This is a genomic window from Pseudonocardia kujensis (assembly GCF_021283305.1).
GTDB lineage: Bacteria > Actinomycetota > Actinomycetes > Mycobacteriales > Pseudonocardiaceae > Pseudonocardia > Pseudonocardia kujensis.
In genome coordinates this window covers 35,664-60,577 of the sequence record NZ_JAJSOK010000039.1, presented here as the reverse complement: position 1 = coordinate 60,577, position 24,914 = coordinate 35,664, and the positions used below count along the sequence as shown (strand labels likewise).

Here is a 24,914-nt window from a genome sequence, read left to right as displayed (position 1 = left end):
TCATGCCCACTGATACGCCTGCCGGCGAGGAGGTTGTTCACCCGCGGCGCCATCGGGTGGAGCGGTGAACGCGGCTCGGCTGCTGCGCGTGTGAGTAGGTGGCGGGTGCGGCGCCTGCGAGCCGCCCCGCCTCCAGCACACCGAACCAATACAGCCCACGGGCACCGCGCACGGACCGGAGGCAGCAGATGAATCGGAAGTACGTCCTCGGCGGCGTCGCCGTCGCCGCCCTGTTGGCCGGTGGCGGGATCGCGCTCGACGCGGCGCTGCCCGGCCAGGGGGGCCAGGCCAGCGCGGCCGCCTATGGTGCGCCGTCCGCGCCGTCCGCGCCGTCCGCGCCGTCCGCCGCGGACCCGGCGGGAACGACCGGGGTCGGCTCCGCGGCGTTGCCGCCCGGTACCGCGTTGGTCGACGGCCAGGGCCGGACCCTGTACCGGTTCGAGGCGGACACCGGCTCCACCTCGACCTGCAACGGGCCCTGCGCCCAGGTGTGGACCCCGCTGCTGACCCACGGCAACCTGCCGGTCGCCTCCGGGGCCGTGCAGACCGGCCTGCTCGGAACGTCGGTGCGGGCCGACGGCACCCAGCAGATCACCTACAACGGCCATCCGCTCTACTACTTCGCCGGCGACCGGGTGCCCGGCGACGCTCGCGGCCAGGGTCTCGACCAGTTCGGCGGCGCCTGGTACGTGGTCACCCCGGCCGGCGACGAGATCGACACCGAGGCTTCGGTCCCGGCGCCCGCGCCGATGCACGGCGCGGCGGGTGACAACTACTGATGGCTCCCGAGATGGTGACTGAGGCCGCCCCGTTTTCGGCTGCGAGGCGCGGCCGTGCCGGCGAGCGGGCGCTGCGCGTCCTGCTCGCCGCGGGCCTCGCCCTCGACGCCGCCGTTCATGCCGACCTCGCCCGGTTCTATCCCGCCGGTGGCCGGGCGGTCAGCGAGCAGGCACTGTTCCTCGCCGAGGCGGCAGTCGCCGCCGCGGCCGCACTGCTCGTTCTCGTGATGGTCCACCGCCGCTGGGTACACGTCGCGGCTCTGGTCGTCGCGGCGAGCGCCCTGGCTGCGGTCATGAGCTACCGCTACGTCGACATCGGTGCCTTCGGCCCAGTCCCCGACCTGTACGAGCCCGCCTGGTATCCGGAGAAGGTCATCGGCGCGGTCGCCGAGGCGATTGCCGTTCTCGCAGCTGTTGCGCTGCTGCTTTGCCGCTCGAGCCGAGCCGTCACCCGCCCGGTCCGAAGGCCCTGACCGGACCGACCGGCTTTGCCCGTCATTGGAGGGCGACGAGGGCCGGTGCGGTCGCGAGGAGAAGCGGTGCGATCGTGAGCCCGACGACCGCGGCGCGGGTGAGCGTGTGGCGCCGCAGGTGCTCCGGCGGGCGCAGCAGGCGGTGGATCCGCGCGACAGCGTCGGCGGCGGGCCCGGCAGCCGTCGTCGTCGCGATCGCCGGCGGCGGGTTCGCAAGGCCGAGTCGGCTTCCTGCCCCGGTGACGGCGACCAGCGCGCTCGCGAGCACCCGGGGCTCGTGGCGTTCGGAGGCCAGCTCGTCGGCGTCCATCTCGAGGAGCCGGCCCACCCGGGCCGGTGCCTCGCGCAGCAACGGCACAACGGGCAGCACCGCGGCGACCAGGGCGGCTGCGGCCTGTCGGCGGTGATGGCGGGCGACCAGGTGCGCCTTCTCGTGGGCGAGCACGGCGCCCAGCTGCGGCTCGGTGAGCAGCTCGATCGCCCCGCTGGTGACCACGATCGCCGAGTGCCGGCCCGCGAGGCTGTAGGCGGCGGCCCCCGGATGGTCGACCACCAGGGCGGACAGGTGCGCCCGGCGTCGGCCGGCAAGCCTGAGCAACAGCCGGTGCCGGCGACTCTCGGTGCGCCGCCGGTGGGCAACCTGGCCCGCGGCCCAGCCGATCCGCACGACGACGGCCACCAACAGCACTTGGCCCGCGGTGACGATCCCCCCGGTCGGAGTGCCGTAGGCGGCGCGCAACCGATGCAGGCAGGCCCCGATCAACTGACCCAGGTCAGCGGACAGGGCGCTCGCAGGCAGGGCGATGGTGACGCCGGCCAGGACGAGCGCGATGGGAACCGTCCAGGCCGCGGCGAGGACGGCCGCGGCGCCCAGCCGAGGCGCGCGGACCGGCCATGCGGCGCGCCGGAGTGCGAGCGGGCCGGCGAACCCGACCAGGGCCGCGTAGAGGATCAGGACGCCGCCGACGGTCATGAGGCCGTCCCCGGGTCGCGCCCCTCGGGCGTCTCGTGCAACGCGGCGGCGAGCGCGGCGGCGTCCTGCGGGTCGATCTCCTCGACGAATCGTGCCAACACCCCGGCTCGGTCGTCGCTGACCGCCAGGGCCTCGTGCATGAGCCGGGCGGTGTAGGCCTGTCGGCTCAGCACCGGCTCGTAGCGCCACGCCCGGCCGTCGCGCTCGCGCTGCAGCCAGCCCTTGCGATGCAGGTTGTCCAGCACCGTCATGACGGTGGTGTAGGCCGGCGCGCGTTGCGGGTGCATCCCCTCGACGACGTCGCGGACCAGGAGCGGGCGCCCGGCCGCCCAGAGCAGCTCCATCACCGTGGCCTCCAGGTCACCGAACGGGCGCGATCGGCGTAGCGACGGCATCGGGCAACCTCCGGGCTCCGGCGACGGGCGGCCGATGGCCTCCCTCCTCCCTTCACACGGACCGTAGCCCTCGAACGTTCACCGCGGCAGCACAGCTCTGGCAGAGCAGTCCTCGTGCCAGGCACGCTTGGGCAGCGGTGACGGACACCGGGAGCACCCTGTCGGCCGAGCGGACAGGGCGGGTCGCCGGACGGGACAGGGCCGCATCGCCGGACTCCTGGAGTCCGGCGGTAACGGGAACGGGCCAGCTGTGTGGTGACCGGAGGCCCGCCGGCGGCGGGAGGCACCGCGTCGACTGGCGCGCTCGTCCCTGCCTGTTGCGGGCCTCCGGGAGTGGTGTTAGCCGGTGCTGGGAAGGTGCAGACCGCCGAGCACGACGCCGGCGACCTGGCGGCCGAGCTGCTGGCCGGCCTGGTGGTCGAGTGCGGTGTGCTGCCCGGCCCAGATGCGGCTGAGCCCTGCCTCGTCGGCCGCTGCCGCGAGGCTGGTGAAGGTGCGGGTCACCCCGGGGACCGCGGAGGAGGTGATGGCGACCGCCTGGCGCGGACCGTAGAAGGCGGTCAACGACGTGGCCGCTGCCTCACTGAGCGCGCTGTGCGCACCCGGGTAGGACGGGTCGGCGGCAGTGGGCGTGAGCGGGTTCCACGTCGGGTCGGCGACGATGGCCGGGTTGCCCGTGGCCGAGCCGAGCTGGATCGCCGTGACCGGGCGCCAGACGTGCTCCCGGTACTTGGCGTCGTAGAGCGCGATGGTCGTGTCGGCCAACGACAGGTCCAGCGTCGCGAACGCAGCGGTGGCCTGCGCCAGGCTGGCCTTCCGGTCCGCGGCGAGCGTCTGCGCCACCTGGTTCCAGGTGTTCCAGACCGGTGAGGCGCTCCAGAACCTGCCCGCCACGGTCTGGTCCGGGGTGCGGGTCGTGCTGTCGTCGCGCCCGAGGCTCTCCACCTGGTTCAGCGCGGTTGCGTACGCGGGACCGGTGACCGGCGGCGGCGCCGCCGGGGTGAACTGCGTGGCGCTGTCGAGCAGGAACGGGGTGACCGATCCCCAGCCGGTATACATCGGCGCGGGGAACTTCGGCGGGGTCGGCCGGTAGTCCCCGGGCCGGGTGCCCGCCACGAACGGCGCCGCGGCGGCGGACGAACCGTCGGAGGCCCGCAGCTCGAGCATCTGCTGAGCTGCCGCCGCACCGACCCGGACGCCGTCCTGCGTGGCCTGCCCGGCGGGCATCGCGGCCAGCTCGGTGCTGAGCTGGGTGTCGAGCCCGGCGCGCTTCGACGGGTAGAGGGCGACGAGGACGTCGTGGGCGGCCTGGTCCGCGGCCGCGTCGGGGCGCGCGTCGTCCGCCGCGGGCGTCACCGCGCGGTAGGGCGAGGCGGCATGCGTGATCGAGACGACGGCGTCGTACTCGGCCGCCTGCAACATCGCAAAGCTGCGGGTCGGATGCACCGTCGCCGGCTGGGCATCCGGCGTGCCGAGAATCGAGATCAGCTGACGGTTCCAGTCGATCACAGCCTGGCCGGAGCCCGGGACGTCGGCCAGGACGGCCGCACCGCCGGACGTCCCGCCGCCGGAGGTGGCCGCCAGGGCCGGAACGGCAATGCCCGCGGCGGCGGCCGCGGCCGCCAAGATGACGAGGGATCGGGTTCTCGTGCGCATTCGATGGTCTCCCAGCCGTGGGTCGGGCGGTGCGGACGTCGGCACCGGGCGCCGGAGCCCTCCGCTCCCGGCGCACGCCACCAGACACGGGGCCCGGGCCACGCAGCGTTCAATCTCGGAATCACGTCGACGACGAAGTCGCCGGACAGCTGAACGGCCCGCTGCTACTAACCGTGTTAGTAGACATGACCACGGCCTACGCCTACCCGCTCCGCTGCCCGCCGCCCCCTGCCTTCGCTCCCGCACCAGGGCGCCCGCGTGGCACTGACCCCGGGGAATCCGGGGAAGCACTACGACTGCTCTACGACGAACACGCGAACGCACTGCTCGCCTACGCCGAGTACTTCACCGACGACCGCTCCGCCGCCGAGGACGCGGTGCAGGAGACCTTTCTGCGGGCCTGGCGCAACATGCCGCGGCTACAGACCGGCGAGCGGTCACTGCGGCCGTGGCTGCGACAGGTGCTGCGCCGGGTGCTGATCGATACCGCCCGCGCGGCGCGGGCCCACCCGGTCAGCCTCGTCGACGACACCGTCCTCGACCACGAGGTCGACGGCGGCTACGAGGGCCTGCTCGATCGGCGCCTGCTCACTCGCGCCCTGGGCGAGCTCACGCCTGCCCATCGGCAGGTGCTCATCGAGATCTTCTACCGCGACGCCTCGGCCGAGCGGACCGCCACCGCGCTGGGTATCCCGGCGGGCACCGTCCGATCCCGGTTGTACTACGCCCTGCGGGCGCTACGCCGCCAGCTCACCGAGTCCCCGGCGGCCTGTGCCGATGCCTCCGTCGATACCTCCCGATCCGGCCGCTGGTGAAGTGCGGATCGAGCTCGACGAGCTGCACCGAGGCAGCCCACCCCGCCAGTATCGGTGTGCATGAGCGTGTCGTTCGCCGCTGTCGTCCTGGAGCCACCGGACTCCGTCGCCCTCGCCGGGTTTGACCGGGAGCTGCCTGACTCAACAGCCCCAGCTACCGCCCCGGAAGCGCCCCGCGGGCCTACCGGCGACGGAGGCCACCGGGTAAGCATCACCAGGACCCACCACCTGCGGAATTACCTGAGCACTGGCCCGCGGGATTACGTGAACTCCTACGGGCAGAACCCGCTACTGCACGGACGAGATCATCCAGACACCGTGGGACGGCAACGACCAGTCTGACACGCTCGCCGACTGGCGCCAGGCGGGCGCAGGAGATCGAACTCCGGCCGAGCAAGTGTACTGGCGCCTGCCGGAACTGTCGGTCCCCGGCGGGACGGTGGAGCGGTGAGCATCGAGACGCCGTGGCTGATCGGCCGACGGAAGTGACTACCAATGGTGCCGGCGGCCAGCGCGCTGGTGCGAGGCGCCAACGGCGAAGCCGTTGACGGATGAAGAGCACAGCCTGCCCGCGGCTAGCACACCGCCCCGGGCGGCCTCGCGTTGCGGGCCGCCCGGGGGCGGTCAGCCGAGCGGCTGCGGCGCGGTCGTCGCCCGGCCGTTGCCCTGCTGGTCGCCGGGCTGCTCGCGGGAGCGCTGCACCTTCTCGACCTGCGCCTTCTGGAAGCGCAGGCTCACCGCGACGTCGCGGGCCTCGATCTTGGTGCGGCGGATGACCACGTCGTCGCGGCCGGGCTCGTCGAGCTCCTTGGTGTAGGAGTCGTCGACCTCCTCGCCGGTGATCGTGACGTGCATGCCGGTCGTGAGGGTGTCGTAGACGTTCTCGGCGAACTGCCCGAACACGACCACGTCCTTCCAGACCGTGGGGCGCTCGACGTAATGACCCTTGGACTTGTCGAAGCGGCGGGAGTTGATGGCGATGGAGAAGTTGACCACCGCGACGCCGCTGCGCTGGCTGTGGTTGATCCGGATCTCGCGGCCGACGGTGCCGTGGAAGGTGTGCTCGTTCATGGTGGGGCTCCTGTCCGGGGGTCGGTGTGTTGGGATGACGCGGCTTGCCTCAGTGCGCGCCCCTGGTCTGGGGCGGGGGTTCCGGCTCGTCCATCCGGGTCGTGGCCGCTCCACCGGGGCCGGAGGCCGAGCTCGGGAACCGCAGCGGCGGTCTCACCGGGATGGATGGGCGCGGGTTCATCGCGTCATGGCCCGGGGTGTGTGCTGACCTTTGGGCGTCTCCATCAACCACACCGGCCTCTCCGGTGGGAGTTCGCCGTGGGCGTGCACCGGATCCGCTGCCCCCAGACGAGATTCGGATCGGCCGGTCCCGCGGGCCGGCCCGGCAACCTCCTGGCGCTTCTCCCGACCGGCTCGTCAGCCCGAGGAGGCTCGGGTGCCCCGCCTCCGGCTGTTAGAAGAGCTGGTGCCGGATCGGGCCCTCGGCGAGGGTGGCTCCCACCGACCGCTCCGGCCATGGGCGCGGTCCCGGTTGGTGACGACCAGCTCCACCTGCTCGACACGCAGGCGAGGCAGGTCATCGTGGCCCAGGCGGCGGGCCTGGTCGTCGTCGGTTTCTGCCTCACTGGGCAGGGCCGGGAAGTGCTCATCGCAGCCCTGCCAGGCCGTCGTGCGCGGACGGGGGGCTGGGTAGGTGCCGGGTCACCCGGCATACCGGGGGCACTCGATCGCGTGCCGTCCCCGTCGAGGAGGATCTGGCCGTCGCAGCGCGGGCGGGTGAACCGGCGTGCCCGCTCCAGGTCCATCCGGTGCTCGGTGCCTACCCTGCCCGTAGGCGGTCGTCGGGCGCCGCCGGGTAGAGGACCTGGGTGGGGGGCGTCCCGTCGCACCCATGCGCCTTTAGGCGGGGATTCGTCGGGGTGATCGACGGGTCGATGTAGGTCTGGCCGCGGCACCACTCGCACTGCTCCCAGGTCGACCCCAGGACCCGCCCCGCCCCCGGGGTCGGAGGCGGGGCCGGGCCGTGGGGCTCGGTCATCGCACGCCGTCGCGGATAAGCTCGCGCAGAGCGGTGGGCGTGATCCCGCGGCCGGTGATCTGGCTGACCAGCCTCACCAGGGACAGGCCCGGGCGCAGCTCCTCGGCCACGTCGAGCGCGACGTTGGCGGTGGCGCTGTCGCCGTCGAGGAGCGCGGCGATCGCGCAGAGCGTCGCGGCATAGGCGCGGACCGCGCCGGGCAGCTGCTGCACCATGCGCAGACACGCGGCCCGCATCACCCCCGGCTCGGTGATCTCGGCGGTCCAGCTGAAATGACGAGCTCCTCGACGTGGGTCGGGGTGTAGCCCCAGGCCTTGAGCGCGTTCAGGTAGGCGATCGCTCGCGGATTGCGCCCGGCGTGGCCCTCGCGCCAGCTGTTGCGGTGCAGGCTGGCCTCGTCGGCGGCGAGCACGACCGCGAGCATGACCTGGGTGGCCTTGCTCGCCTCGCGTTCTCCAGCAGCCTCAGCAGCGGGTTGGGCTTGCCCGCGTACCAGCCACTGGGCACCTCGACGCCCAGCAGCTCGCAAGCGAGCTGGTTGCCACCCTCGAACGCCTTGCGCAGCTCGTGCCCACCCGAGGCCATCGCCGTGGCGTCGAACAGTGCCGCGTTGTTCGGCACGGACTTGCGGGTGAGCAGCGACCTCAGGAAGTCGCGGCGCACCGGCACCGCGGCGTCCCACGCCTTGTTGCCGTCGATCACCCGCTTGCGCTCTACCCGCGCGGCCTCCTTCTCCGCCGCCAGCTCCTCGTCCGACTTCGTCGCGGCCGCGTCGGGGGTGGTGAGGCGGCGCTCGTAGAACGGGGAGTGCCCGTACACGTCGGGGTCCAGGCAGTAGGCGATGGTCTCGACCGTCGGTTCCACGCCAGACCAGTTCCGCTGCACCTCCAGGGCGATCGCGTGCCCCGGGCAGTCCTGGTGGTCCTCGGCGGTGAGCCGGGTGCACTGGGATCGTCGACGCGCGACCGCAGCTCGGTCAGCGGCTGCGCCGCGGGGTGCTCGTCGTTGTCCTGCTCGCCGTCGCCGGCGGTCCGGAGAAGGGTCAGGCCCTGCTCGCGGGCCTCGGCGAAGGCGTCGGCGAGCAGCTGCTGGTCCTCGCGGTCGTTCCGCGCCCGCTGCGCGGCGTGGGCGAACCGGCCAAGTTCGCGCGCCGCGCACACGGTGAGCGCCTTGACCGCCTCGATGCCCGCTGCGGTGCCGTCGTCGAACTCCGACACCACCGCGGCCTGGTCGAAGGTCAGCTCGTAGCGCGCCATCGCCCTGGCCGCGATCTCGCTCGAGGCGACCCGCGCGGTCTGGCGGATCCGCGCAGTCGGGGCGCGGGTCTGGCGGGCGATCTGTGCCGCGGTGAGACCGAGCTCGAGCAACTCCCGGTGGGCAGCGACCTCCTCGTGATCGGCGATCCCGGCCCGATGGTTGTTCTCCCCGAGCAGGTAGACGATGCGGGCGATCAGACCCTGCCGGTCGGCCTCGGTCGGGTCGAGGGCGGCCTCGACGAGCACCCGCACTCGCGGCAGGCTCACCTTCACCGCGGCGAGGGTGAGGCGCTGGCCCTTGCGCACCACCAGCACGCCGTCGTCGCGGCGCCGCACGGTGATCGGCTCCCACACTCCCCGCTCGCGGATGTCCGCGACGAAGTGCGCGCTGAGCCATACCTCGGTGCGGGTGTTGATCCCCCGACCACCAGACCGGCGGGGTTCGCCCACATCGCTCACCGATGTCCCCCGCCTCGCCGTCCACCCCGCCGTCCGCCTCGGCCTCCGGCTCGGCCGCGGCCGCCTGGGGAGCAGCCTTCGCCGCGGTGTCGTCATCGGAGACGGCTTGGGTGTCGGCAGGGGTGGTGATATCCGTGTCGGTGCTGGTGAGCTCGGTTGTGCTCACGCGGACCTCCTAGAAGGCGAGTCGGTCCCCGCGACCCCCAGGGGGTCGTGGGGTCCGTCCCGGGGCGGAACCCACTCGCCCGGGCGCCCCGTCGCCCGTGGACGGCGGGGGGGTTCGTGCTGGCCGGCCGGTATGGACCCGCTGCTGCGGGCCGGGTATTGCCGACATTCGCGTGCCTTTGGGCCGTTTGGGCGGGTTCACCTGCGCCGGTCAGCGCGGTTCATCGCCGGCGAGGGCGGGGGACGGCAGAGTGCGAGTCCCACAACGCGGGCCGCTGCCCTCGCGGCCACAGGCTGGGACCAGCTCCCCGGGGGGAGGGCTCGCCCTGGCTCGGGGTTGGCGGGGGGCCTGCGTCGTGGCGCAGGGCCCCCACCGCAGGGTCACGTCCGGGGGGCTCGGCCGGGACCGTTAGCGCCGCCCCGACCTGTTCACTCGGCATACCTGTCGTGATCAGCGACCTAGAGCGGTGTTGAGCTGGTCGCGCCACGCCGCTACACGGTTCGGGTCGACCGTTTCTGCCTCAAACACCTCGACTCCGGCCGCCGAGTTGTTCGCGGTGGGGATGTTTGGCAGGACCGAGGCGTAGCCAGCGGTCCAAGCGGTTTGGCCGTCCACAGTCATCAACCAGTTGGTGAACACCTGTGCCGCATTGGGACTCTGGGATGCCGCGAGCACCTCGGCGTAGAGCGGGGTCGCCAATGCGGGAAACTTGCTGTCGAATGCGAAGCCCGCCTTCTTGACCGGCGCCACCGCGGCGCCGGAGATCGCCAGCACTGCGTCCACCGCCCCGGCTCCGAGGGCCTCGGAGGCCGGGCCGGAGCTCGCGTACAGCGTCGGTCGCAGCGCTCCGAGGCGTTGGAACAGATTGGGGTAGCGCTCGCTGAGTTTCCCGAAGAGGACCGTGTTCACTGAATTCGTGTTGGGGTCGTTCATACCGATCTTACCTTTGTACGTGTCGCCAGAGAACAAGGCGTCGAAGCTCGGCGGCGGGGTCTTTACTGCGTCGGTGTTCCAGGCGTAGCCCCAGGCGGCAAACAGGGTGATCAGCCGGGTGTTGTCGTCGTAGAGCGCCTGGTTCGCTGTCGGTGCGCCGTTGGTGGTCGGCGGCGCGCCGTTCAGGAGCAACTTGTCGGCGGCGGCCACGTCCGGACCGACGATCTTCTGGAAGTAGCCGTCGGTAAGGTGCTTGCCGTGCCACATGCGGTCCGTGCTCAGCAGCACGTCGACCGAGCTCACCCCGGCCTGGTGCTCGGCGTCGACCCGGGTGCTGATGTCGGGCGGTCCGTACTGGGTGATGGTGAGGTCGATCTTCGGGTAGGCCTTCTCGAACGCTGCCTCAACGGCGGCGTTGTGCGCGGGGCTGAGGACGGACCACACCTCGAGTTTGCCCTCGGTGTCCGCGGCGGAGAGAATCTCCGGCCACGAGGATCTTGGTCCCTGCGTCGCGGAGTCGGCAGTGCCGCCACCGCCCCCGCCGGTGTAGTCACCGCAGGCGACTATTGCCAGCGGAATCACGCACGCTGCGGCGACGGCTCGCGCCACGCGGCGTACCACTGTGTTGCGAGTTCTCGTCGTCATGCTTCCGTCTCCTGGTCCGAGGGGGTGTCAGGGTGTTCAGGCTTGTCGCTGAGTGGGAACGCGCGGATGTCCGCCGGCCGTGCGGTCAGGTCGACCCGGTCGCCGGGGGCGAAGGTCCGGCCGAGGGGCACGACGAGCCGCAGGTGGCGGCCGCCGAGGTCAACGATCAGCTCCTGCTCGTTGCCGAGGTAGCCCACGCCGGCCACGACGCCCCCGCGCACGCGGTACTCATGATCGGACGGGACAGCGGTACCCTCGGCGGCGATCGTGATGCGATCCGGGCGGGCGAGCAGCTCGTAGGACGGGCCTGGTCCGTCGGGGGCGGGACCGGCGAACACGCAGTCCGTACTGGTCCAGCGGTCCGCGCCGCGGTTGATCGCGCAAAGCCTCCTATAGCCCATCATGCGCGCGATCCTGCTGGTCGCCGGGGTGGCGAACAGCTCCTCTGGACGGCCGATCTGGACGATCGTCCCGTCGGTCATCGCCGCCACCCGGTCGCCGAGGGCCATCGCTTCGGAGAGATCGTGGGTGACGTAGACGCCGGTGAACCGGATCTCCTCGTGCAACCGGCGGATCTCCGAGCGCAGTTGCTCGCGCAGCGCGGCGTCGAGGTTGCTTAGCGGCTCGTCGAACATCACGATCTTCGGCTCGGCGACCAGCGCGCGGGCGAGCGCGACCCGTTGCTGCTGACCGCCGCTGAGCTGAGCTGGCCGCTTGTCCAGAAGGCGGCGGTCCAGGTCGACGACCTCGGCGACTGCTGCGATCCTCCGCCGCTGCTCCTCGCGCGACGCCCACCGCGACCGCAGCGGGAACGCGATGTTGTCCCAGCCGGTCATGTGCGGCCAGAGTGCGTAGTTCTGGAACACCAGGCCGATGTCTCGGCGGTGGATCGGGACGGCGATCCGCCGGGAGGCGTCGAAGATCGTCTGGTCGCCGAACTCGATGACGCCGGCGTCGGGGTTCTCCAGCCCGGCCAGGCAGCGCAGTGTGGTCGACTTCCCGCAACCGCTAGGGCCGACTAGCACGAGCATCTCGGCCTGCGGCACCTCCAGCGTGACATCGTCGACCGCGACGATCCCGCCGTGACTGCCGAAGGCCTTGCGGAGGTCCTTCACCTTCAGATCGGACATCGTCAGCTCTCCTTCGGGCTGGACTGGCGACCGAACAGCAGGGCAAGCAGCACGCCGATACCGGTGATCGCACACATCAGGAAGGCCATCACGGCCACCTGGGAGTTGCTGCCGTTGGCGAACTGGTCGTAGAGGACGGTTGACATCACCTGGGTCTGAGTCGAGCGCACGAGGATCGACGCCCCGAACTCCTGGGCGGTAAGGATCAGGCAGATCGCGATTGCGTTCCCGAGTGCTGGGCGCAGCATCGGCAACTCCAGGGTCAGGATCCGGCGCCACAGCGGTCCGCCGCAGGCCGCACCCGCCTCGATGAGGTTGTCACCGAGGTTGACCATGCCGACGAGCACCATACGGGTGATGAAGGGCAGCGTGACGACGACGTAGACGGCAACGAGACCTGCGCCGCGCCCATAGAGGTTCAGCGGGCCGTGGGTGAAGGCAAGGAGGAAGCCGACGCCGAAGATCACCGCCGGGATGCCCAGGGACATGGAGACCAGGACGTCGACGATACTGGCGATGACCCTCTGCTGCCGACGCCGGTACAGGACCTTCGCGCACAGGTAGCCGAGCGGCACGGCGATCGCGGATGCGCTCAGCGAGTACACGGCGGTGTTCCCGATCGCGTCCACGAGCCGTGGGTTAGCGAACACCGACCGGAAGTTGTCGAACGTGAACTCGCTGATCACGATGTCCTTGGACCAGTACGGCTGGAAGGCCACGATCGCGACCGACACGATCGGGGCTGCGACGGCGACGAGCCCGTAGACGATCAACGCGGTGTGGGAGAGCCAGCCGCTCTTGTTCAGCGAGCGCGCCGCCCCCTTCGTGCCCGTGCTGGCGAAGCGGTCCTGGTCGCGTAGCACGACGCGCTGGATGACCAGGAACACGATGCCCGCCACAACGATCGGGAGCCCGTACGCAGCGGCCAGTGGGATGTTCGGCGGCGACGCCGACATGCTCACGTACATGGCCGTCGACAGCACGTTGAGGTTCTCCTGGCGGCCGAGGAACAGCGGGACGGCGAACTGTCCGAGTGCCAGGAGCATGACGGTGAGCGAGGAGTACACGATCGCCGGCCGCAGCATCGGCAGGATGACGGTGAAGAAGGCGCGGGTGGGCGAGGCCCCCGACGCCGCGGCTGCGTCGTAGATGCCCTGGTCAAGCTGGGCAAGCGCGCTGCGAATGAACAGGTAGACGAAGCTGGTGAGCAGGGTCGCGGTCACGATCAGGATGAACGGGACCGTGTTGACGTCGAACGGCCCGGTCTCGGCGCCCGACCAGAACATGATCTTGCGGAGCAGCAGGTTGCCGAAACCGATGCTGGGATTGAGCAGGTAGCCGAACCCGGTGACCGCGGCGAGAGCGGGCATCACGAGCGGGATGAGCGGGATGTGACCGAGCCAGCGGTTGCGCCGGCTCAGGCCTTGGGCCCCCCAGGCTAGGACGATGCCCAGCACCGTGCTGATCACGACCGCCCCGAGGGCCAGCGTGATTGTGATCTGCACGGTGCGGCCCAGCGTGCGGTCCTGGAGCATCTGGCGGAAGCCGAGACCGCTGCCACTCAGGGCCGCGTCGATGACGAAGTAGACGGGCGGTAGGCAGAGCAGCGCGACGACGGCGACCAGGACCAGTGCGGATGCCCTGCGTGCGGCGGTCTGGGCGGTTCGGCGATCGACCAACCCGATGCGTCGGCGCGGAGTGGGTTGGTAGTGGGCGACGTCGGTTCGGGAGTGCTCGTCGCTGGCAACAGTGCCAGTGGTGTGCATCGGTTATCCCCTTGGCTGTCGTCTCGGTGGACGGCGGCGTCTGTGCCCGAGAGACTAATCTAACACTGATGGGAATGGTAGAGCGGTCTAGCGCGCGACCATGCGGATGGCCCGCGTCGGCCCTTGGGCCAGGAAGGCTCCGCGACATCCGTGATCACGCAGGGAGTGCGGACGGGGGCCGGTGCGGCGGGTGCGGCGGGTGCCGGTCCAGATGGTGCGGCGATGATCGCCAGCAGCGCACGCAACATCAGGAAGGGCCCCCGGGCAATCTGGGCCAGCGGTGAGCTTGCGATGCAGCACCAGCCAGCAGGAACGCGAAGGTGTTGTTCGCGGTCTGCAACACGACCGAGGTCTCAAGGTCGCCGGTGCGCCAGGTGATCAGCGCGAAGGTTGTGTCAAGACCAGATTGTAGATGTCGTGCCAGACGTCGGTGGAACCGTGGATCACGGCGAACAACACGGCCGATACGACGGACCGAGCCCGAGCGAGAGCCGCGGCCCCTCTCGGCCAGCTCGCTGCGGCCTGGAGCATCAGACCGCGGAAGCCGTACTCCTCCTCGGCGCTATGCAATGGCGAGACGACGATCGTGATCGCGTACAGGAAAAGGAGGTCGTCCTGCGCCCCAGCTTCGGACCTGAGACGGCGAGAGGGCTGTGAAGATCGCCCATGTACGTCGCGATGGCGGCGTCAGGGTCAGAACCGCGCCGGTCGAACACGTCACGGCGAAAGATCGAGACCACCGAAATGATCGAGGCGCCTTGCACCCCATAGAGCAACGCCGCAGGAACATGCTCCACGGAATCATCAGTGCACAGATGCGACCGTGCTGGCCTGCGTCATCGACGTGCACTCCGTGTCCCCGACGGTCAGCTGTGCCGGCCGAGCAGAAGGTCCGCCTGCCCACCGAGGTCGCCGATGACCCCGCTGAAGCGAACAGTCCGACAAGCGACAGCACGATTGCGAGGACGCCTTTGCCGATCTGGCGCTCACCCCTAGCCAGTACACGGTGATACTGCGCCTGCGATGGCGCCGAGTAAGCTGTCCAACGGCCCAGCCTCTTGACGACGGCGATCCCGAGCCCCGCCGGCTGCGCGCTCGAAGTCTTAGCCGACGCGAAGGGGCTTCTTGGGTCATGCTCGCACCCTTTCGCCATGAGCTCCAGCACAATAGGTCACCCGATCACAAACTTTGAGTGGAGCCTGCAGGGTTCGGGCTGGTACGTGCCAGGTCGAAGACCTTTGCGCGAACAGAGCGTTGTGACACGAGTTTGACCTACGCAACACTTCTCGGGCTCTGTCAATTCTCTCCATTGTTCGGAATCCTCCGTTGAATATAAATGAAGGAGAGCGATCCGTGCGAAAGGATGGCCCGGGCCTCGGTGGCCAGGCGACCGATCCGGCGACGTCCAGGATTAGATCAGCTCAAGGATCGTGGCGTTGGCCTGGCCGCCGCCTTCGCACATGGTCTGCAGGCCGTACCGGATTCCATTGTCGCGCATGTGGTGCACGAGCGTGGTCATCAGTCGGGCGCCCGAACCGCCCAACGGGTGGCCCAGCGCGATCGCGCCGCCAAGCGGGTTCAGCGCCTTCGGGTCGGCGGCCAGGTCGGCCAGCCAGGCCAGCGGCACCGGTGCGAACGCCTCGTTGACCTCGAACGCGCCGATCTCGCCGATCGTCAGGCCCGACCTGCTCAGTGCCTTCTGTGTGGCCGGGATCGGCGCGGTCAGCATGATCACCGGGTCGGCGGCGGCGAGGACGGCGGTGTGCACTCGGGCGATCGGGGTTAGGCCGAGCTCCTTCGCCTTCTCCGAGGTTGTCATGAGCAGCGCCGCCGAACCGTCCGAGATCTGAGAGGCGTTGCCGGCGTGGATCATGCCGTCGGCCTTGAACACGGTCTTGAGCTGGGCCAGGCCCTCCAGTGTGCCGCCGGGGCGGATGCCCTCGTCCCGGCTTACCACGGTGCCGTCCGGCGTGGTGATCGGGGCGATCTGGGCGTCGAACCGGCCCTCGTCGCGGGCTGTGGCGGCCTTCTCGTGGCTGCCGAGGGCGAACTCGTCGAGCTGCGTGCGCGAGAAGCCCCACCGCTCGGCGATCATCTCGGCGCCATGGCCCTGGTTCGGGAACTCGTCGCCGTAGCGGGCGCGGTACCGCTCGCCGAGCACGTCCGCGCCCGACACCGCGGAGCCCATCGGGACCCGGGTCATCGACTCGACCCCGCCCGCGACGACCACGTCGTACTGCCCGGAGACCAGGCCCGCCGCCGCGAAGTGCACGGCCTGCTGCGAGGAGCCGCACTGCCGGTCGACCGTCGTGCCGGGCACCGTCTCCGGCCAGCCTGCGGCGAGCACCGAGGTGCGGGCGATGTCGAAGGTCTGCTCGCCGATCTGGCTCACGCAGCCCCATACCACGTCGTCGACGTCCACTGGGTCGATCTCGCTGCGCTCGGCGAGCGCGCACAGCACGTGCGCCGAGAGGTCCGCGGGATGCAGCCCGGCCAGGGCGCCCTTCCGCTTGCCGAGCGGGGTTCGGACCGCCTCGACGATGACGGCGTCACGCATGCTTGTCTCCTCAGGTTGGGGGTGTGCTCAGATGCCGGTCGAGATCGCGGCGTGAGCCCGCTCGACCGTGGTCTCGACGAACTCCGCGGTCAGGGGCGAGGCCGCGCCCGCCCTCCGCCGGATGCCTTCGGCGATGATCGCGATCTTCCAGAGGCCGAGGACGTACCAGTAGGTCAGGTCGGCGAGATCGTGCCCGGACGCGCGGGCGTACAGCTCGGCCATTGTGCGACGGTCCGGCAGGACGGCGTCGCTCGCGTCCGGTTCGGGCCAGTAGCCGAGCATGGAGCCGACGTCCGCGAGCGGGTCGCCGAGGGTGGACAGCTCCCAGTCGAGCACCGCGGTCAGCCGCCCGCTTGACCGGTCGACCAGCAGGTTGCCGAGGTGGTAGTCGCCGTGGAGGAGCCTCGTCTCCCGCTGGACGGGCAGGTTCCCCTGCAGCCATCCGGTCAGCCGTTCCAGTGCCGGCAGGGCTCGCAGCCGGCTCTGCTCCCACTGCCGTGACCACCGGCGGAGCTGGCGTGGGGCGTAGGGGGCGTGGCTGGACAGCCCGTCCAGCTCGACCGCGGCGACGTCGACATCGTGCACCGCCGCCAGTCCGGCCGCGGCCGATCGTCCGATCTCATGGCGGATCGACGCGTCGAGGTCGGCCCGGTCGGAGGGCTCCTGCACGGTGGCGCCGTCCACCATCGTCATGACCAGGACCGGCGCGCTCGCGACCCGCTCGTCCTCGCAGAGCCCGAGGATCTCTGGGACCGGAACGGCGGTCGGCTGCAGGGCGGCGAGCACATACCCCTCGCGGGCCACGTCGTGTGCCGAGGCGAGCAGCTCGCCGAGCGGGGGCCGGCGGGCTACCCAGCGCTGCCCCGCCTCGTCCTCGACCGTGTACGTGAGGTTGGACCGCCCGTCCCCGAGGCGTATGAGGCGGAGCGTGCCGCGCACGTCGAGGTCCTGGGCCCGGAGCCAGACGGCCAGGGCGGACGGATCGAGGGCCGGTGGCGCGCTCACCTCGGTGGGAACGGAATGCATCCGGAGCTCCTTGTCTGCCGACCATGGCTTTCCAATCACTGTTGGATTATAGTCGCTCGGACGCTGCCCCGGAACGTCGCGAGGCTCACGGACCCGAGACCACGCGGGCCGGCGGAGCGACGAGCTACTCCAGAGAGAGGGGGAGACGATGGAACGTCGAGAGCCCGCACGTATCCACCCCGCCGGCTGGTTCCAGGTCGGGTGGTCCCACGAGCTCGCCCGCGGCGAGACCAGGCCGCTGCGTTTCTTCGGCGAGGACCTGGTGCTGTGCCGGTACGAGTCGGGAGACGTCGGCCTGTTCGACGCCTTCTGCCCGCACATGAACGCACACATCGGACACGGCGGCAGCACGATCGGGGAGACGCTGGCCTGCCCCTACCACGGCTGGCGGTTCGACCGCTCGGGCCGCAACGTTCATATCCCGTACAGCCCCCGGGTCAGCCGCGCGGCCGGGCTGCGGGCCTGGCCGGTCGTCGAGCTCGGCAGCTCCGTGCTGCTGGCCTGGTACAGCCCCGATGGCGGGGAACCCACGTTCGACCCGCCGGGAGCGGCGGAGCTGCCGGGGATGGGGGAGCCGGATTTCTGCCCCGTCGGGCCGGAGACCTCGCGCCGCTACGCGGACCGCACGATGCACATCGACTTCGTCACCGAGAACACCGTGGACATGAGCCACTTCAAGTTCGTCCACGAGACGCCGGAGATCGGCTCGATCCTGCAGCTGGACCCGGTGGACCACCGCTTCCACGTGCGCTTCTCGATGCCGATGAAGATCTATGGCCCGGACGGCGGCGGCGAGATCGTGGACGCGGTCACCGAGGTGACCAACTGGGGGTTGGGGCTGATCCTCGCCCGGTTCTCCGACGGCGCGTCGCTGATCCAGGCGCAGACCCCTGTCGACGACACCCGCTGCGAGGTGATGATGACGATGGTGCTGCCGCGCAGCACCTCCGGCTCCGCGGAGCCGTCCGGCGAGCAGCTCGCCCGGTTCAAGATGGCGTGCCGGCAGGTCGAGAACGACATGGTCATCTGGACGCACCGTCGGCCCGACTCGCAGGCGCACCTAGTGGCCGAGGAGGTCGCGCCGTTCCGCACGTTCACCAAGTGGAAGAGGCAGTTCTACGCCGCGCGGCCGGTCGGCGGGGCGCGGACGGAAAGCGAGGTCGGATCGTGAACCCCGGAGAGCTCGAGGAGCGGCGGGCCGCGCTGCGCGACTTCGTCGAGCGGCGTCTCGTCCCGCTCGAACCCGACCTGCCCGTCGAGGGCTTGCCTGGCGAGCCGCTGCTCAAGGAACTGCAGGCGGAGGCACGGTCGGGCGGGTTCTGGGGCCTGTCGGCGCCGGTCGAGTTCGGTGGCCAGGGGCTCGGGGTCCTGGAGAACGCTGTGCTCCTCGAGGAGATCATGCGGACGACCGTCAGCGGGGTGAGCGGTGGGTACTACGGCGCCGGCATCTTCGGCGGGAACCCGCCGGCGATCATCGTCTCCCACGGGACGGAGCGGCAGCACGAGCTGTACGTTCGTCCCGTCGCCGAGGAGGGCTGCGGCTACTTCATCGCGATGAGCGAGCCGGGAGCGGGGTCCGATCCCGGCGGCATGATGACGACGACGGCGGCCCGTACCGACGGCGGCTGGGTGCTCAACGGCGTGAAGGGGATGATGAGCGAGTACTTCCTCGCCCGCTTCGGCGTCGTCTTCGCGGTGACGGACCCCGAGAAGCGGCAGCGTGGGGGGATCACCGCCTTCATCGTGAGCGCCGACAACCCGGGTGTCGCCGTCGACGGCGAGACCGGGACGATGTCCGGCAAGATCGCGACGTGGATCAGGCTGACGGACTGCTTCGTCCCGGACGCCGACGTGCTCGGCGAGGTCGGCCAGGGTTTCGCCCTCGGGCAGCAGTGGTTCGGCCGGATCCGGACGCTGTATTACGGCGCCGGCATGCTGGGACCGGCCGCGCGCGCCCTGGAGATCGCCGCGGCGTACGCGAACGAGAGGCACACCTTCGGGGAGCCGCTCGCCGCCAGGCAGGCCATCCAGTTCATGCTGGCCGACTCCGCGATGCAGATCACCTCTGTCCGGGCGCTCACCCACGACACGGCCCGCAAGCTCGACGCCGGCGAGCGGTGCCGCACCGAGTCGGCGATGGTCAAGATCATGGGCACCGAGATGGCCTGGGACATCCTGGACCGGGCCCTGCAGATCCTGGGTGGCATCGGCTACACGAACAGGTACCCGATCGAGCGGATGATGCGTACCGTGCGCCTGTTCCGGATCACCGAAGGAGCCAACGAGGTGCACCGGGCCTTCGTGGCCCGGGAGCTGCTCAAGGACGACGCGGCGACGCTGCCGCGGCCGTTCGTCGCATGAGGGGCTGGATGAATGACGAGTCGTGAGGGTCTCGGTGACTTCGTGCGCTTCTGGGCGCGGGCGGCCCCCGGACGCGAGGCGATCATCGACGGCGACGCCGTCACGACCTGGGCCGAACTGGACGAACGGACGAACCGCCTGGCGGCCGGCCTGCGGGAGCGCGGGGTCGGCAAGGGCGACCGCGTCGGGCTGATCGCCCCCAACTGCCGCGAGTACCTCGAGATCGTGATCGCCGGCTTCAAGCTTGGCGCGATCACCGTCCCGCTCAACCACAGGCTGACGGCCGGCGAGCTGAGCTACATCGTCCGGCACTCTGGCTGCCGCCTGCTGATCGCGCACGGGACGTACGCCGAGGCCGCGGCGCAGGCCCTCGAGTACCTGGACGGCGCGGGCGACGTCGTGAGAGTGGGCTTCGAGCCGGGATTCGGCGAGGTCCTGGAGTCGCTATACGCCGCGGATACCACCGACGCCACCGACGCCGCCGACGTCGACGTCTCGGTGGAGTCCGACGACGTGGCGTTCATCTGCTACACGAGCGGCACGACGGGCCGGCCGAAGGGGGCAATGCTGACCCACGGCAACGTGCTCGCCACCGCCCACTTCCGCACCCTCGCCGACGACCTGAAGCGGGACGACCGGCTGTACCTGCCGGCGCCGCTCGCGTTCACCGGCACACTGGTGATGCTGTGGGCGGTGACCTACGCCGGCGGCGGGGTCACCGTGCTGGACACGGTCAGCGACGCGCGCCGGTCCCTGGAGGCCGTCGAGCGCCACCGGATCACGCACTTCACGGCGGTCCCGGTCATCTGGGATGGCATGCGCCGCGATCCCGAGTTCGCCCGCTTCGACCTGTCCTCGCTGCGCACCTGCCTGACCGGGGGCGCAGCGGTCAGCGAGGCTTTCCTGCAGAGCATGTGGGACGCCGGTCTGCCCGTGCGCAACGCGTACGGCCTGACCGAGGGGGCCAGCTCCACCACGTGGCAGAGCCTCGAGGACTCCCGGCGCCGGCCCGGCTCGGTCGGCCGAGCCGGCATCCACAACCGGATCCGGGTCGTCGACCACACATCCGACGAGCTCATCGAGCTGCCGGTCGGCGAGGTCGGCGAGGTCGTGATCAAGGGGCCCGAGGTCATGCTCGGCTACTGGGAGGACCCGGCGGCCACGGCGGCCACGATCGTCGACGGCTGGCTGCGGACCGGAGACCTCGGCCGGCTCGACGACGACGGTTTCCTCTACATCGTCGGACGCAGCAAGGACATGTTCATCTCTGGCGGCATCAACGTGTACCCCGCGGAGATCGAGGGCGTGCTCGAGCAGATCCCGGGCGTCGCCGAGTGCGCGGTGATCGGTGTCGGCGACGAGAAGTGGGGGGAGACCGCCGCCGCGATCATCCATCCCGCAGCCGACGCCAAGCTTGAGCCTGCCGCCGTCCGCAGCTATTGCAAGACCCGCCTCGCGGACTACAAGCTCCCGCGGTACGTCGTGCTCCGGCGCTCCCCGTTGCCGCGCAACATGTCCGGGAAGGTCCTCAAGCGACACCTCGTGGAGGAGTACTCCGCGCCGGCGTCGCTGGGCCCACCGCTGCGCTGATCCGCCCGCTCCACCCCGAACCCGAATCGACCCCGAATCAACGCTGATCTTCGAGGCATGGGACATGACGACATCTTCTGATCCGGTGGCCTCCGCGGGCCGGGACGGCCACGACGCCACGCCGGTCGAGCAGCTGCCGACCGCCACCTCGAGCGGAGGCCGGCGCGCCGCGCTGACCGGCGGGCTCGGCACGGTCATCGAGTACTACGAGTTCAGCCTGTACGGCCTGCTCGCCGTCTTCCTCGCACCCCTGTTCTTCCCGTCCGCGGATCCGGCGGTCTCGACGATTGCGGCCCTGGGGGCGCTCGGGGTGTCCAACGTGGCACGTCCGCTGGGCGGAATCCTGATCGGGCGCTTCGCCGACCGGCACGGCCGGCGCCGGACCCTGCTCCTCACGATCCTCGTGATGGGCCTGGCCTCCGCCGCGATCGGAGTGCTACCCGGCTACGCGACCATCGGCATCGCCGCACCCGTGCTGCTCATCCTCGTCCGGTTCGTCCAGGGACTGTCCGCGGCCGGCGAGGCGATGGGGGCCACGGCCTACGCGGTCGAATCCTCTCCTACGGCGCGCAGCACCTTCTTCAGCTCCTTCGTCGGCAGCGGCGGCAGCTGGGGCTACGTGTTGTCGGCCGTCGTGACCGGGGTGCTGAGCCTCTTCGTCTCCGCCGAGAGCATGGGTGCATGGGGCTGGCGGATCCCGTTCCTGCTCTGCCTGCCCCTCGCCCTGGCCTGCCTGTGGCTGCGCCGCGCGATGGACGACTCGCCGGAGTTCGTCCGGGAGAAGGCGAAGCAGCGGCTCAGCGAGCGGCCGTTCCGCGATGTGCTCCTGAAGTACCCGAAGTCGCTGTTGCGGGTCATCGGCATCCAGATCGGGCTCTCCGCCCCGGGCTACCTGGGGCTGATCTACATCACCGTGTTCCTGATCGGCGAGCGGGGTTTCCCCAAGAGCCAGGTCTACTGGGTTACGGCCATCGCGATCGGCCTGGAGGCGCTGACGATCCCGCTGTGGGCCATCCTGGCCGACCGGATCGGCGGGCGCCGCCTGCTGCTTGCCTCGACGATCGCCTACGTGGTGCTGGCCTACCCGCTGTTCCTCGGCCTGGCCTGCACGGACAGCATTGTGGTGGTGGCGATCCTGCACACCGTGTTCATGCAGATCGCGGGGGCGCAGACCGGTCCGGCGTGGGCGATCTTCGCCCGGCTCTTCCCGACGAACGTCCGGACGAGCGGGATGGCCCTGGGCTACAACGTCGGCGTGACGGTCGCGGGCGGTTTCGGGCCGTTCATCGCCGCCCAGCTCATCGCCTGGACGGGTTCCACGCTCGCCCCGGCCTACTGGGTCATCGCGGGCTCGGTCATCGGGCTGGCCGCCATCATCTCCATTCCCCGGTCCGTGTGAGACGCTCAACCCGGATGAACCCGCAGGTCGCGATCCTCACCAACGCGTCGGACTACGCTGGGCCCCCGGTCGCGGCGGCGCTCGCAGCGAGAGGCCTCGTGGTCCTCTGCCACGGCGAAGACTTCACGGATGCCGCTGCGCGTGCGGCGTACGAGGACGCACACCCCGGTCGAACCGCCTCGGCCGCCGGTGGCCCGGAGGAACTCGTGGCTGACGCGGTCGAGCGGTACGGCCGCGTCGACGTGGCCGTCAGCAACGATTTCGGCGACATGAAGGCCGGTGGCTTCGTCGACCGGACCCCCGAGGACCTGCGGGACCTTCTCGAGGTGTTCACCGTGCACCCGGCCAGGCTCGCCCTGGCCGTCGCGCCGGTCATGCGGGTGCAGGGGAGTGGGCGCATCGTGTTCGTGACGTCGGGAGCCCCTCTCGGCGCATCGTCGGGCATGGCCTTCTACGGTGCGGCGCGGGCCGGCGCGCACGCCCTCGTCCGGTCGCTCGCGCGAGAGCTGGGGCCGGACGGGATCGCGGTGAACGCTGTCGCCCCGTTCTTCCTCGACAGCAACTACCTCCCCCGAGGGATGGACGATCCCTCGGTGGCGCAGCAGGTGCGGGCCCGGGTGCCGATGCGGCGCCTCGGGCGGCCCGACGAGGTCGGCGCGCTCATCGGGTTTCTGGCGTCGGGGGAGATCGACTTCATGAGCGGCCAGGTCATCGCCTTCTCCGGAGGCGGTGTCTGAGGGCATGCGATGAAGGGCCGCCGGTGAGTTCCGGCGGCCCTTCATCGTTCGGTCGCAGATTCCGCGGCTTGGCTCAGGACGGCGCCGGTGTGACCGCAGCCAGCTCCTTGAGCGGGACGGTCGCGTCGGCGAGGAGGGCGGGGTCCACCCGCATCTGCCTGGCGACCAGTTTCTTGCCCTGCACGTAGTCCTTGACGGCGTTGACGCAGTCCAGTGCGACGACGCGGCCCTGCCGCAGGTAGACGACCGAGAATCGGCCCATGGCCGGCTCGCCGCGGACCACGGTCGCGTCGTGACCGGCGGAGAGCCCGACGGTCTGGAGGCGCAGATCGTACTGCTTGGACCAGAACCACGGCACGGCGTCGTAGCGTGCCCCGGTCCCCGTCAGGACCTGCGCGACGACCGTGGCTTGGTCGTGGGCGTTCTGTACCGACTCGAGGCGGATCACCGCGTCGTCGGCGTAGCGGTTGCGGTGGGCCGCGCAGTCGCCGATCGCGAACACGTCCGGCAGGCTGGTCCGGCACCGCTCGTCGACCTCGACGCCGTCGCTACCCACCGCACCCGCCGCCCGGAGCGCAGCGACCGCCGGGACAATGCCGATCCCGACGATCATCAGGTCACAGGGCACCAGCTCGCCGTCGGCGAGCCGGACGCCGGTGACCTGGGAGTCGCCCTCCAGACGCTCGACCGTCGCGCCGAGCCGGATGTCGACACCCTGGCTGCGGTGCAGCTCCTCGTAGAACCTCGACAGCGGAGCGCCAGCGACGCGGGCGAGCACGCGATCCTGGGCCTCGACCACGGTGACGTGCTTCCCGGCCGCGCGCAGGACCGCCGCGGTCTCCAGCCCGATGTATCCGCCGCCCACGACGACGGCCCGGGTCACCGCCGGGAGCTCGGCCCGCAGGCGGTCGGAGTCCGCGACGGTGCGCACCGTGTGTACCCCGTCGAGCTCGTGCCCCGGGCAGCTCAGCGTGCGCGGGGCCCCGCCGGTCGCCCAGACGAGGTGCCCGTACTCCAGCGCGGTCCCGTCGTCGCAGCCGATCCGATGGGCGTCGGCGTCGACCGTGGTGACGCGCCGGTCGGTGAGGACATCGACGTCCCGCTCCTGCCAGTAGGACTCCGGGTGGATGAGCAGGCGTTCGAACGGGGTGTCGCCGGAGAGATAGTCCTTGGACAGCGGAGGGCGTTCGTAGGGGAGCCGGGGCTCGTCGCCGACCAGCGCGATCGATCCGGTGAACCCGTGCTGGCGCAGGGCCGCGGCGGCGTGGGCACCACCGTGTCCGGCCCCGACGACCACGACGTCATAACGCCCCGACCACCCGGTCGTGCCGGACATCAGTCCTCCGGGGCGATCGTGACGCGCAGTCCGTCGAGCTCCTCGCTGAACGGGATCTGGCAGGACAGGCGCGAGGTCGGCTCGCGGTACTCCGAGCTGTCGAGCAGGGCGTCCTCGTCCTCGCTCACGGGCGGCAGCCGGTCGGCGAACACCGGGTCGACGTATACGTGGCAGGTCGCGCAGCTGATTTCTCCGCCGCACAGGGCTATGAGCTCGTCGATCCCGCCCTCCCGGATCACCTCCATCGTGGAGGTCCCCGGTCGGCCCGGGAGCGTCTTCGTGTCGCCCTCGCGGTTCGTGACGTGCAGGTCAGGCATGTCCGAGCTCCTTCCACCCTGGCTGCCGCTAGAAATCCTATCAGTGTTGGATTAGTGTTACCGGGACAGCAGGAGCCGTAAAGCGGATGAGGGGA

Annotated in this window: 23 protein-coding genes; 8 read left to right on the top strand and 15 right to left on the bottom strand. The window is 70.7% G+C overall.

What is annotated here, in order from left to right; genetic code table 11:
• The first annotated feature begins 188 nt into the window (after positions 1-188).
• Entirely contained in the window at positions 189-779 is a 591-nt protein-coding gene (locus tag LWC35_RS24305) for a COG4315 family predicted lipoprotein (RefSeq protein WP_232872559.1), read from the top strand.
• Positions 780-790: 11 nt separating this feature from the next.
• The gene (locus LWC35_RS24300) at positions 791-1,252 is read left to right on the top strand and encodes a hypothetical protein (RefSeq protein WP_232872558.1); all 462 of its coding nucleotides are present in this window, start codon (positions 791-793) and stop codon (positions 1,250-1,252) included.
• A gap of 22 nt (positions 1,253-1,274) precedes the next feature.
• Here the strand turns inward: LWC35_RS24300 and LWC35_RS24295 are convergent, their stop codons facing one another.
• From LWC35_RS24295 to LWC35_RS24285, 3 genes are all read right to left on the bottom strand, one after another.
• Entirely contained in the window at positions 1,275-2,225 is a 951-nt protein-coding gene (locus tag LWC35_RS24295) for a M56 family metallopeptidase (RefSeq protein ID WP_232872557.1), read from the bottom strand.
• Complete coding sequence (locus LWC35_RS24290; protein WP_232872556.1) at positions 2,222-2,620, bottom strand: BlaI/MecI/CopY family transcriptional regulator; 399 nt, start codon at positions 2,618-2,620, stop codon at positions 2,222-2,224. Before LWC35_RS24290 ends, LWC35_RS24295 begins: the two co-directional genes overlap by 4 nt.
• A 339-nt stretch (positions 2,621-2,959) precedes the next feature.
• Complete coding sequence (locus tag LWC35_RS24285) at positions 2,960-4,276, bottom strand: vanadium-dependent haloperoxidase (protein WP_232872555.1); 1,317 nt, start codon at positions 4,274-4,276, stop codon at positions 2,960-2,962.
• Positions 4,277-4,461: 185 nt separating this feature from the next.
• On the opposite strand from LWC35_RS24285, the gene LWC35_RS24280 reads away from it, so the two are divergent.
• Positions 4,462-5,091 carry a sigma-70 family RNA polymerase sigma factor gene (locus tag LWC35_RS24280; RefSeq protein ID WP_232872554.1) on the top strand — a complete coding sequence of 210 codons (630 nt, stop codon included), beginning with the start codon at positions 4,462-4,464 and terminating at the stop codon, positions 5,089-5,091.
• A 624-nt stretch (positions 5,092-5,715) separates the two neighbouring features.
• Here the strand turns inward: LWC35_RS24280 and LWC35_RS24275 are convergent.
• The 10 genes from LWC35_RS24275 to LWC35_RS24240 form a co-directional block, all read right to left on the bottom strand.
• On the bottom strand, positions 5,716-6,162 hold the full coding sequence (locus tag LWC35_RS24275; RefSeq protein ID WP_232872553.1) for a single-stranded DNA-binding protein: 447 nt from the start codon (positions 6,160-6,162) through the stop codon (positions 5,716-5,718).
• Positions 6,163-7,137: 975 nt separating this feature from the next.
• Positions 7,138-7,377 (bottom strand): DUF4192 family protein, encoded by a 240-nt coding sequence (locus LWC35_RS41280; protein WP_504939416.1) that lies wholly within the window; start codon positions 7,375-7,377, stop codon positions 7,138-7,140.
• Positions 7,377-7,565 carry a hypothetical protein gene (locus LWC35_RS41275; protein ID WP_504939414.1) on the bottom strand — a complete coding sequence of 63 codons (189 nt, stop codon included), beginning with the start codon at positions 7,563-7,565 and terminating at the stop codon, positions 7,377-7,379. The genes LWC35_RS41280 and LWC35_RS41275 overlap by 1 nt, the downstream gene beginning before the upstream one ends.
• 289 nt (positions 7,566-7,854) lie before the next feature.
• On the bottom strand, positions 7,855-8,856 hold the full coding sequence (locus tag LWC35_RS24265; RefSeq protein WP_232872552.1) for a ParB/RepB/Spo0J family partition protein: 1,002 nt from the start codon (positions 8,854-8,856) through the stop codon (positions 7,855-7,857).
• Between the two features lie 616 nt (positions 8,857-9,472).
• Positions 9,473-10,600, bottom strand: coding sequence for an ABC transporter substrate-binding protein (locus LWC35_RS24260; protein ID WP_232872551.1), 1,128 nt, complete (start codon positions 10,598-10,600; stop codon positions 9,473-9,475).
• Positions 10,597-11,730: an ABC transporter ATP-binding protein gene (locus tag LWC35_RS24255; RefSeq protein ID WP_232872550.1), complete on the bottom strand. Its 1,134-nt coding sequence runs from the start codon at positions 11,728-11,730 to the stop codon at positions 10,597-10,599. Before LWC35_RS24255 ends, LWC35_RS24260 begins: the two co-directional genes overlap by 4 nt.
• A 2-nt stretch (positions 11,731-11,732) precedes the next feature.
• A complete protein-coding gene (locus LWC35_RS24250) occupies positions 11,733-13,496 on the bottom strand; it encodes an ABC transporter permease (RefSeq protein ID WP_232872549.1) in 1,764 nt (587 codons plus the stop codon).
• Positions 13,497-13,874: 378 nt separating this feature from the next.
• Positions 13,875-14,081 carry a CPBP family glutamic-type intramembrane protease gene (locus LWC35_RS41055; protein ID WP_372463091.1) on the bottom strand — a complete coding sequence of 69 codons (207 nt, stop codon included), beginning with the start codon at positions 14,079-14,081 and terminating at the stop codon, positions 13,875-13,877.
• 826 nt (positions 14,082-14,907) lie between these two features.
• Positions 14,908-16,053 (bottom strand): thiolase family protein, encoded by a 1,146-nt coding sequence (locus LWC35_RS24245; RefSeq protein WP_232872548.1) that lies wholly within the window; start codon positions 16,051-16,053, stop codon positions 14,908-14,910.
• 27 nt (positions 16,054-16,080) lie between these two features.
• On the bottom strand, positions 16,081-17,079 hold the full coding sequence (locus LWC35_RS24240) for a phosphotransferase family protein (protein WP_232872547.1): 999 nt from the start codon (positions 17,077-17,079) through the stop codon (positions 16,081-16,083).
• Positions 17,080-17,227: 148 nt separating this feature from the next.
• Here LWC35_RS24240 and LWC35_RS24235 point away from each other — a divergent pair, with 148 nt between their 5' ends.
• The 5 genes from LWC35_RS24235 (at position 17,228) to LWC35_RS24215 (ending at position 23,166) form a co-directional block, all read left to right on the top strand.
• Positions 17,228-18,250 carry a Rieske 2Fe-2S domain-containing protein gene (locus LWC35_RS24235; RefSeq protein ID WP_232872546.1) on the top strand — a complete coding sequence of 341 codons (1,023 nt, stop codon included), beginning with the start codon at positions 17,228-17,230 and terminating at the stop codon, positions 18,248-18,250.
• Positions 18,247-19,440, top strand: coding sequence for an acyl-CoA dehydrogenase family protein (locus LWC35_RS24230; RefSeq protein WP_232872545.1), 1,194 nt, complete (start codon positions 18,247-18,249; stop codon positions 19,438-19,440). The genes LWC35_RS24235 and LWC35_RS24230 overlap by 4 nt, the downstream gene beginning before the upstream one ends.
• A 12-nt stretch (positions 19,441-19,452) precedes the next feature.
• Complete coding sequence (locus tag LWC35_RS24225) at positions 19,453-21,030, top strand: class I adenylate-forming enzyme family protein (RefSeq protein ID WP_232872544.1); 1,578 nt, start codon at positions 19,453-19,455, stop codon at positions 21,028-21,030.
• Between the two features lie 64 nt (positions 21,031-21,094).
• A complete protein-coding gene (locus LWC35_RS24220; protein ID WP_232872543.1) occupies positions 21,095-22,429 on the top strand; it encodes an MFS transporter in 1,335 nt (444 codons plus the stop codon).
• A 14-nt stretch (positions 22,430-22,443) separates the two neighbouring features.
• Positions 22,444-23,166 (top strand): SDR family oxidoreductase, encoded by a 723-nt coding sequence (locus LWC35_RS24215; RefSeq protein WP_232872542.1) that lies wholly within the window; start codon positions 22,444-22,446, stop codon positions 23,164-23,166.
• A gap of 73 nt (positions 23,167-23,239) precedes the next feature.
• Here LWC35_RS24215 and LWC35_RS24210 read toward each other — a convergent pair whose 3' ends face one another.
• Together LWC35_RS24210 and LWC35_RS24205 are read right to left on the bottom strand one after the other, a co-directional pair.
• Positions 23,240-24,502, bottom strand: a complete 1,263-nt coding sequence (locus LWC35_RS24210; protein ID WP_232872541.1) for an NAD(P)/FAD-dependent oxidoreductase — start codon at positions 24,500-24,502, stop codon at positions 23,240-23,242.
• Positions 24,502-24,819, bottom strand: a complete 318-nt coding sequence (locus LWC35_RS24205) for a 2Fe-2S iron-sulfur cluster-binding protein (RefSeq protein WP_232872540.1) — start codon at positions 24,817-24,819, stop codon at positions 24,502-24,504. Before LWC35_RS24205 ends, LWC35_RS24210 begins: the two co-directional genes overlap by 1 nt.
• Positions 24,820-24,914: the final 95 nt, after the last annotated feature.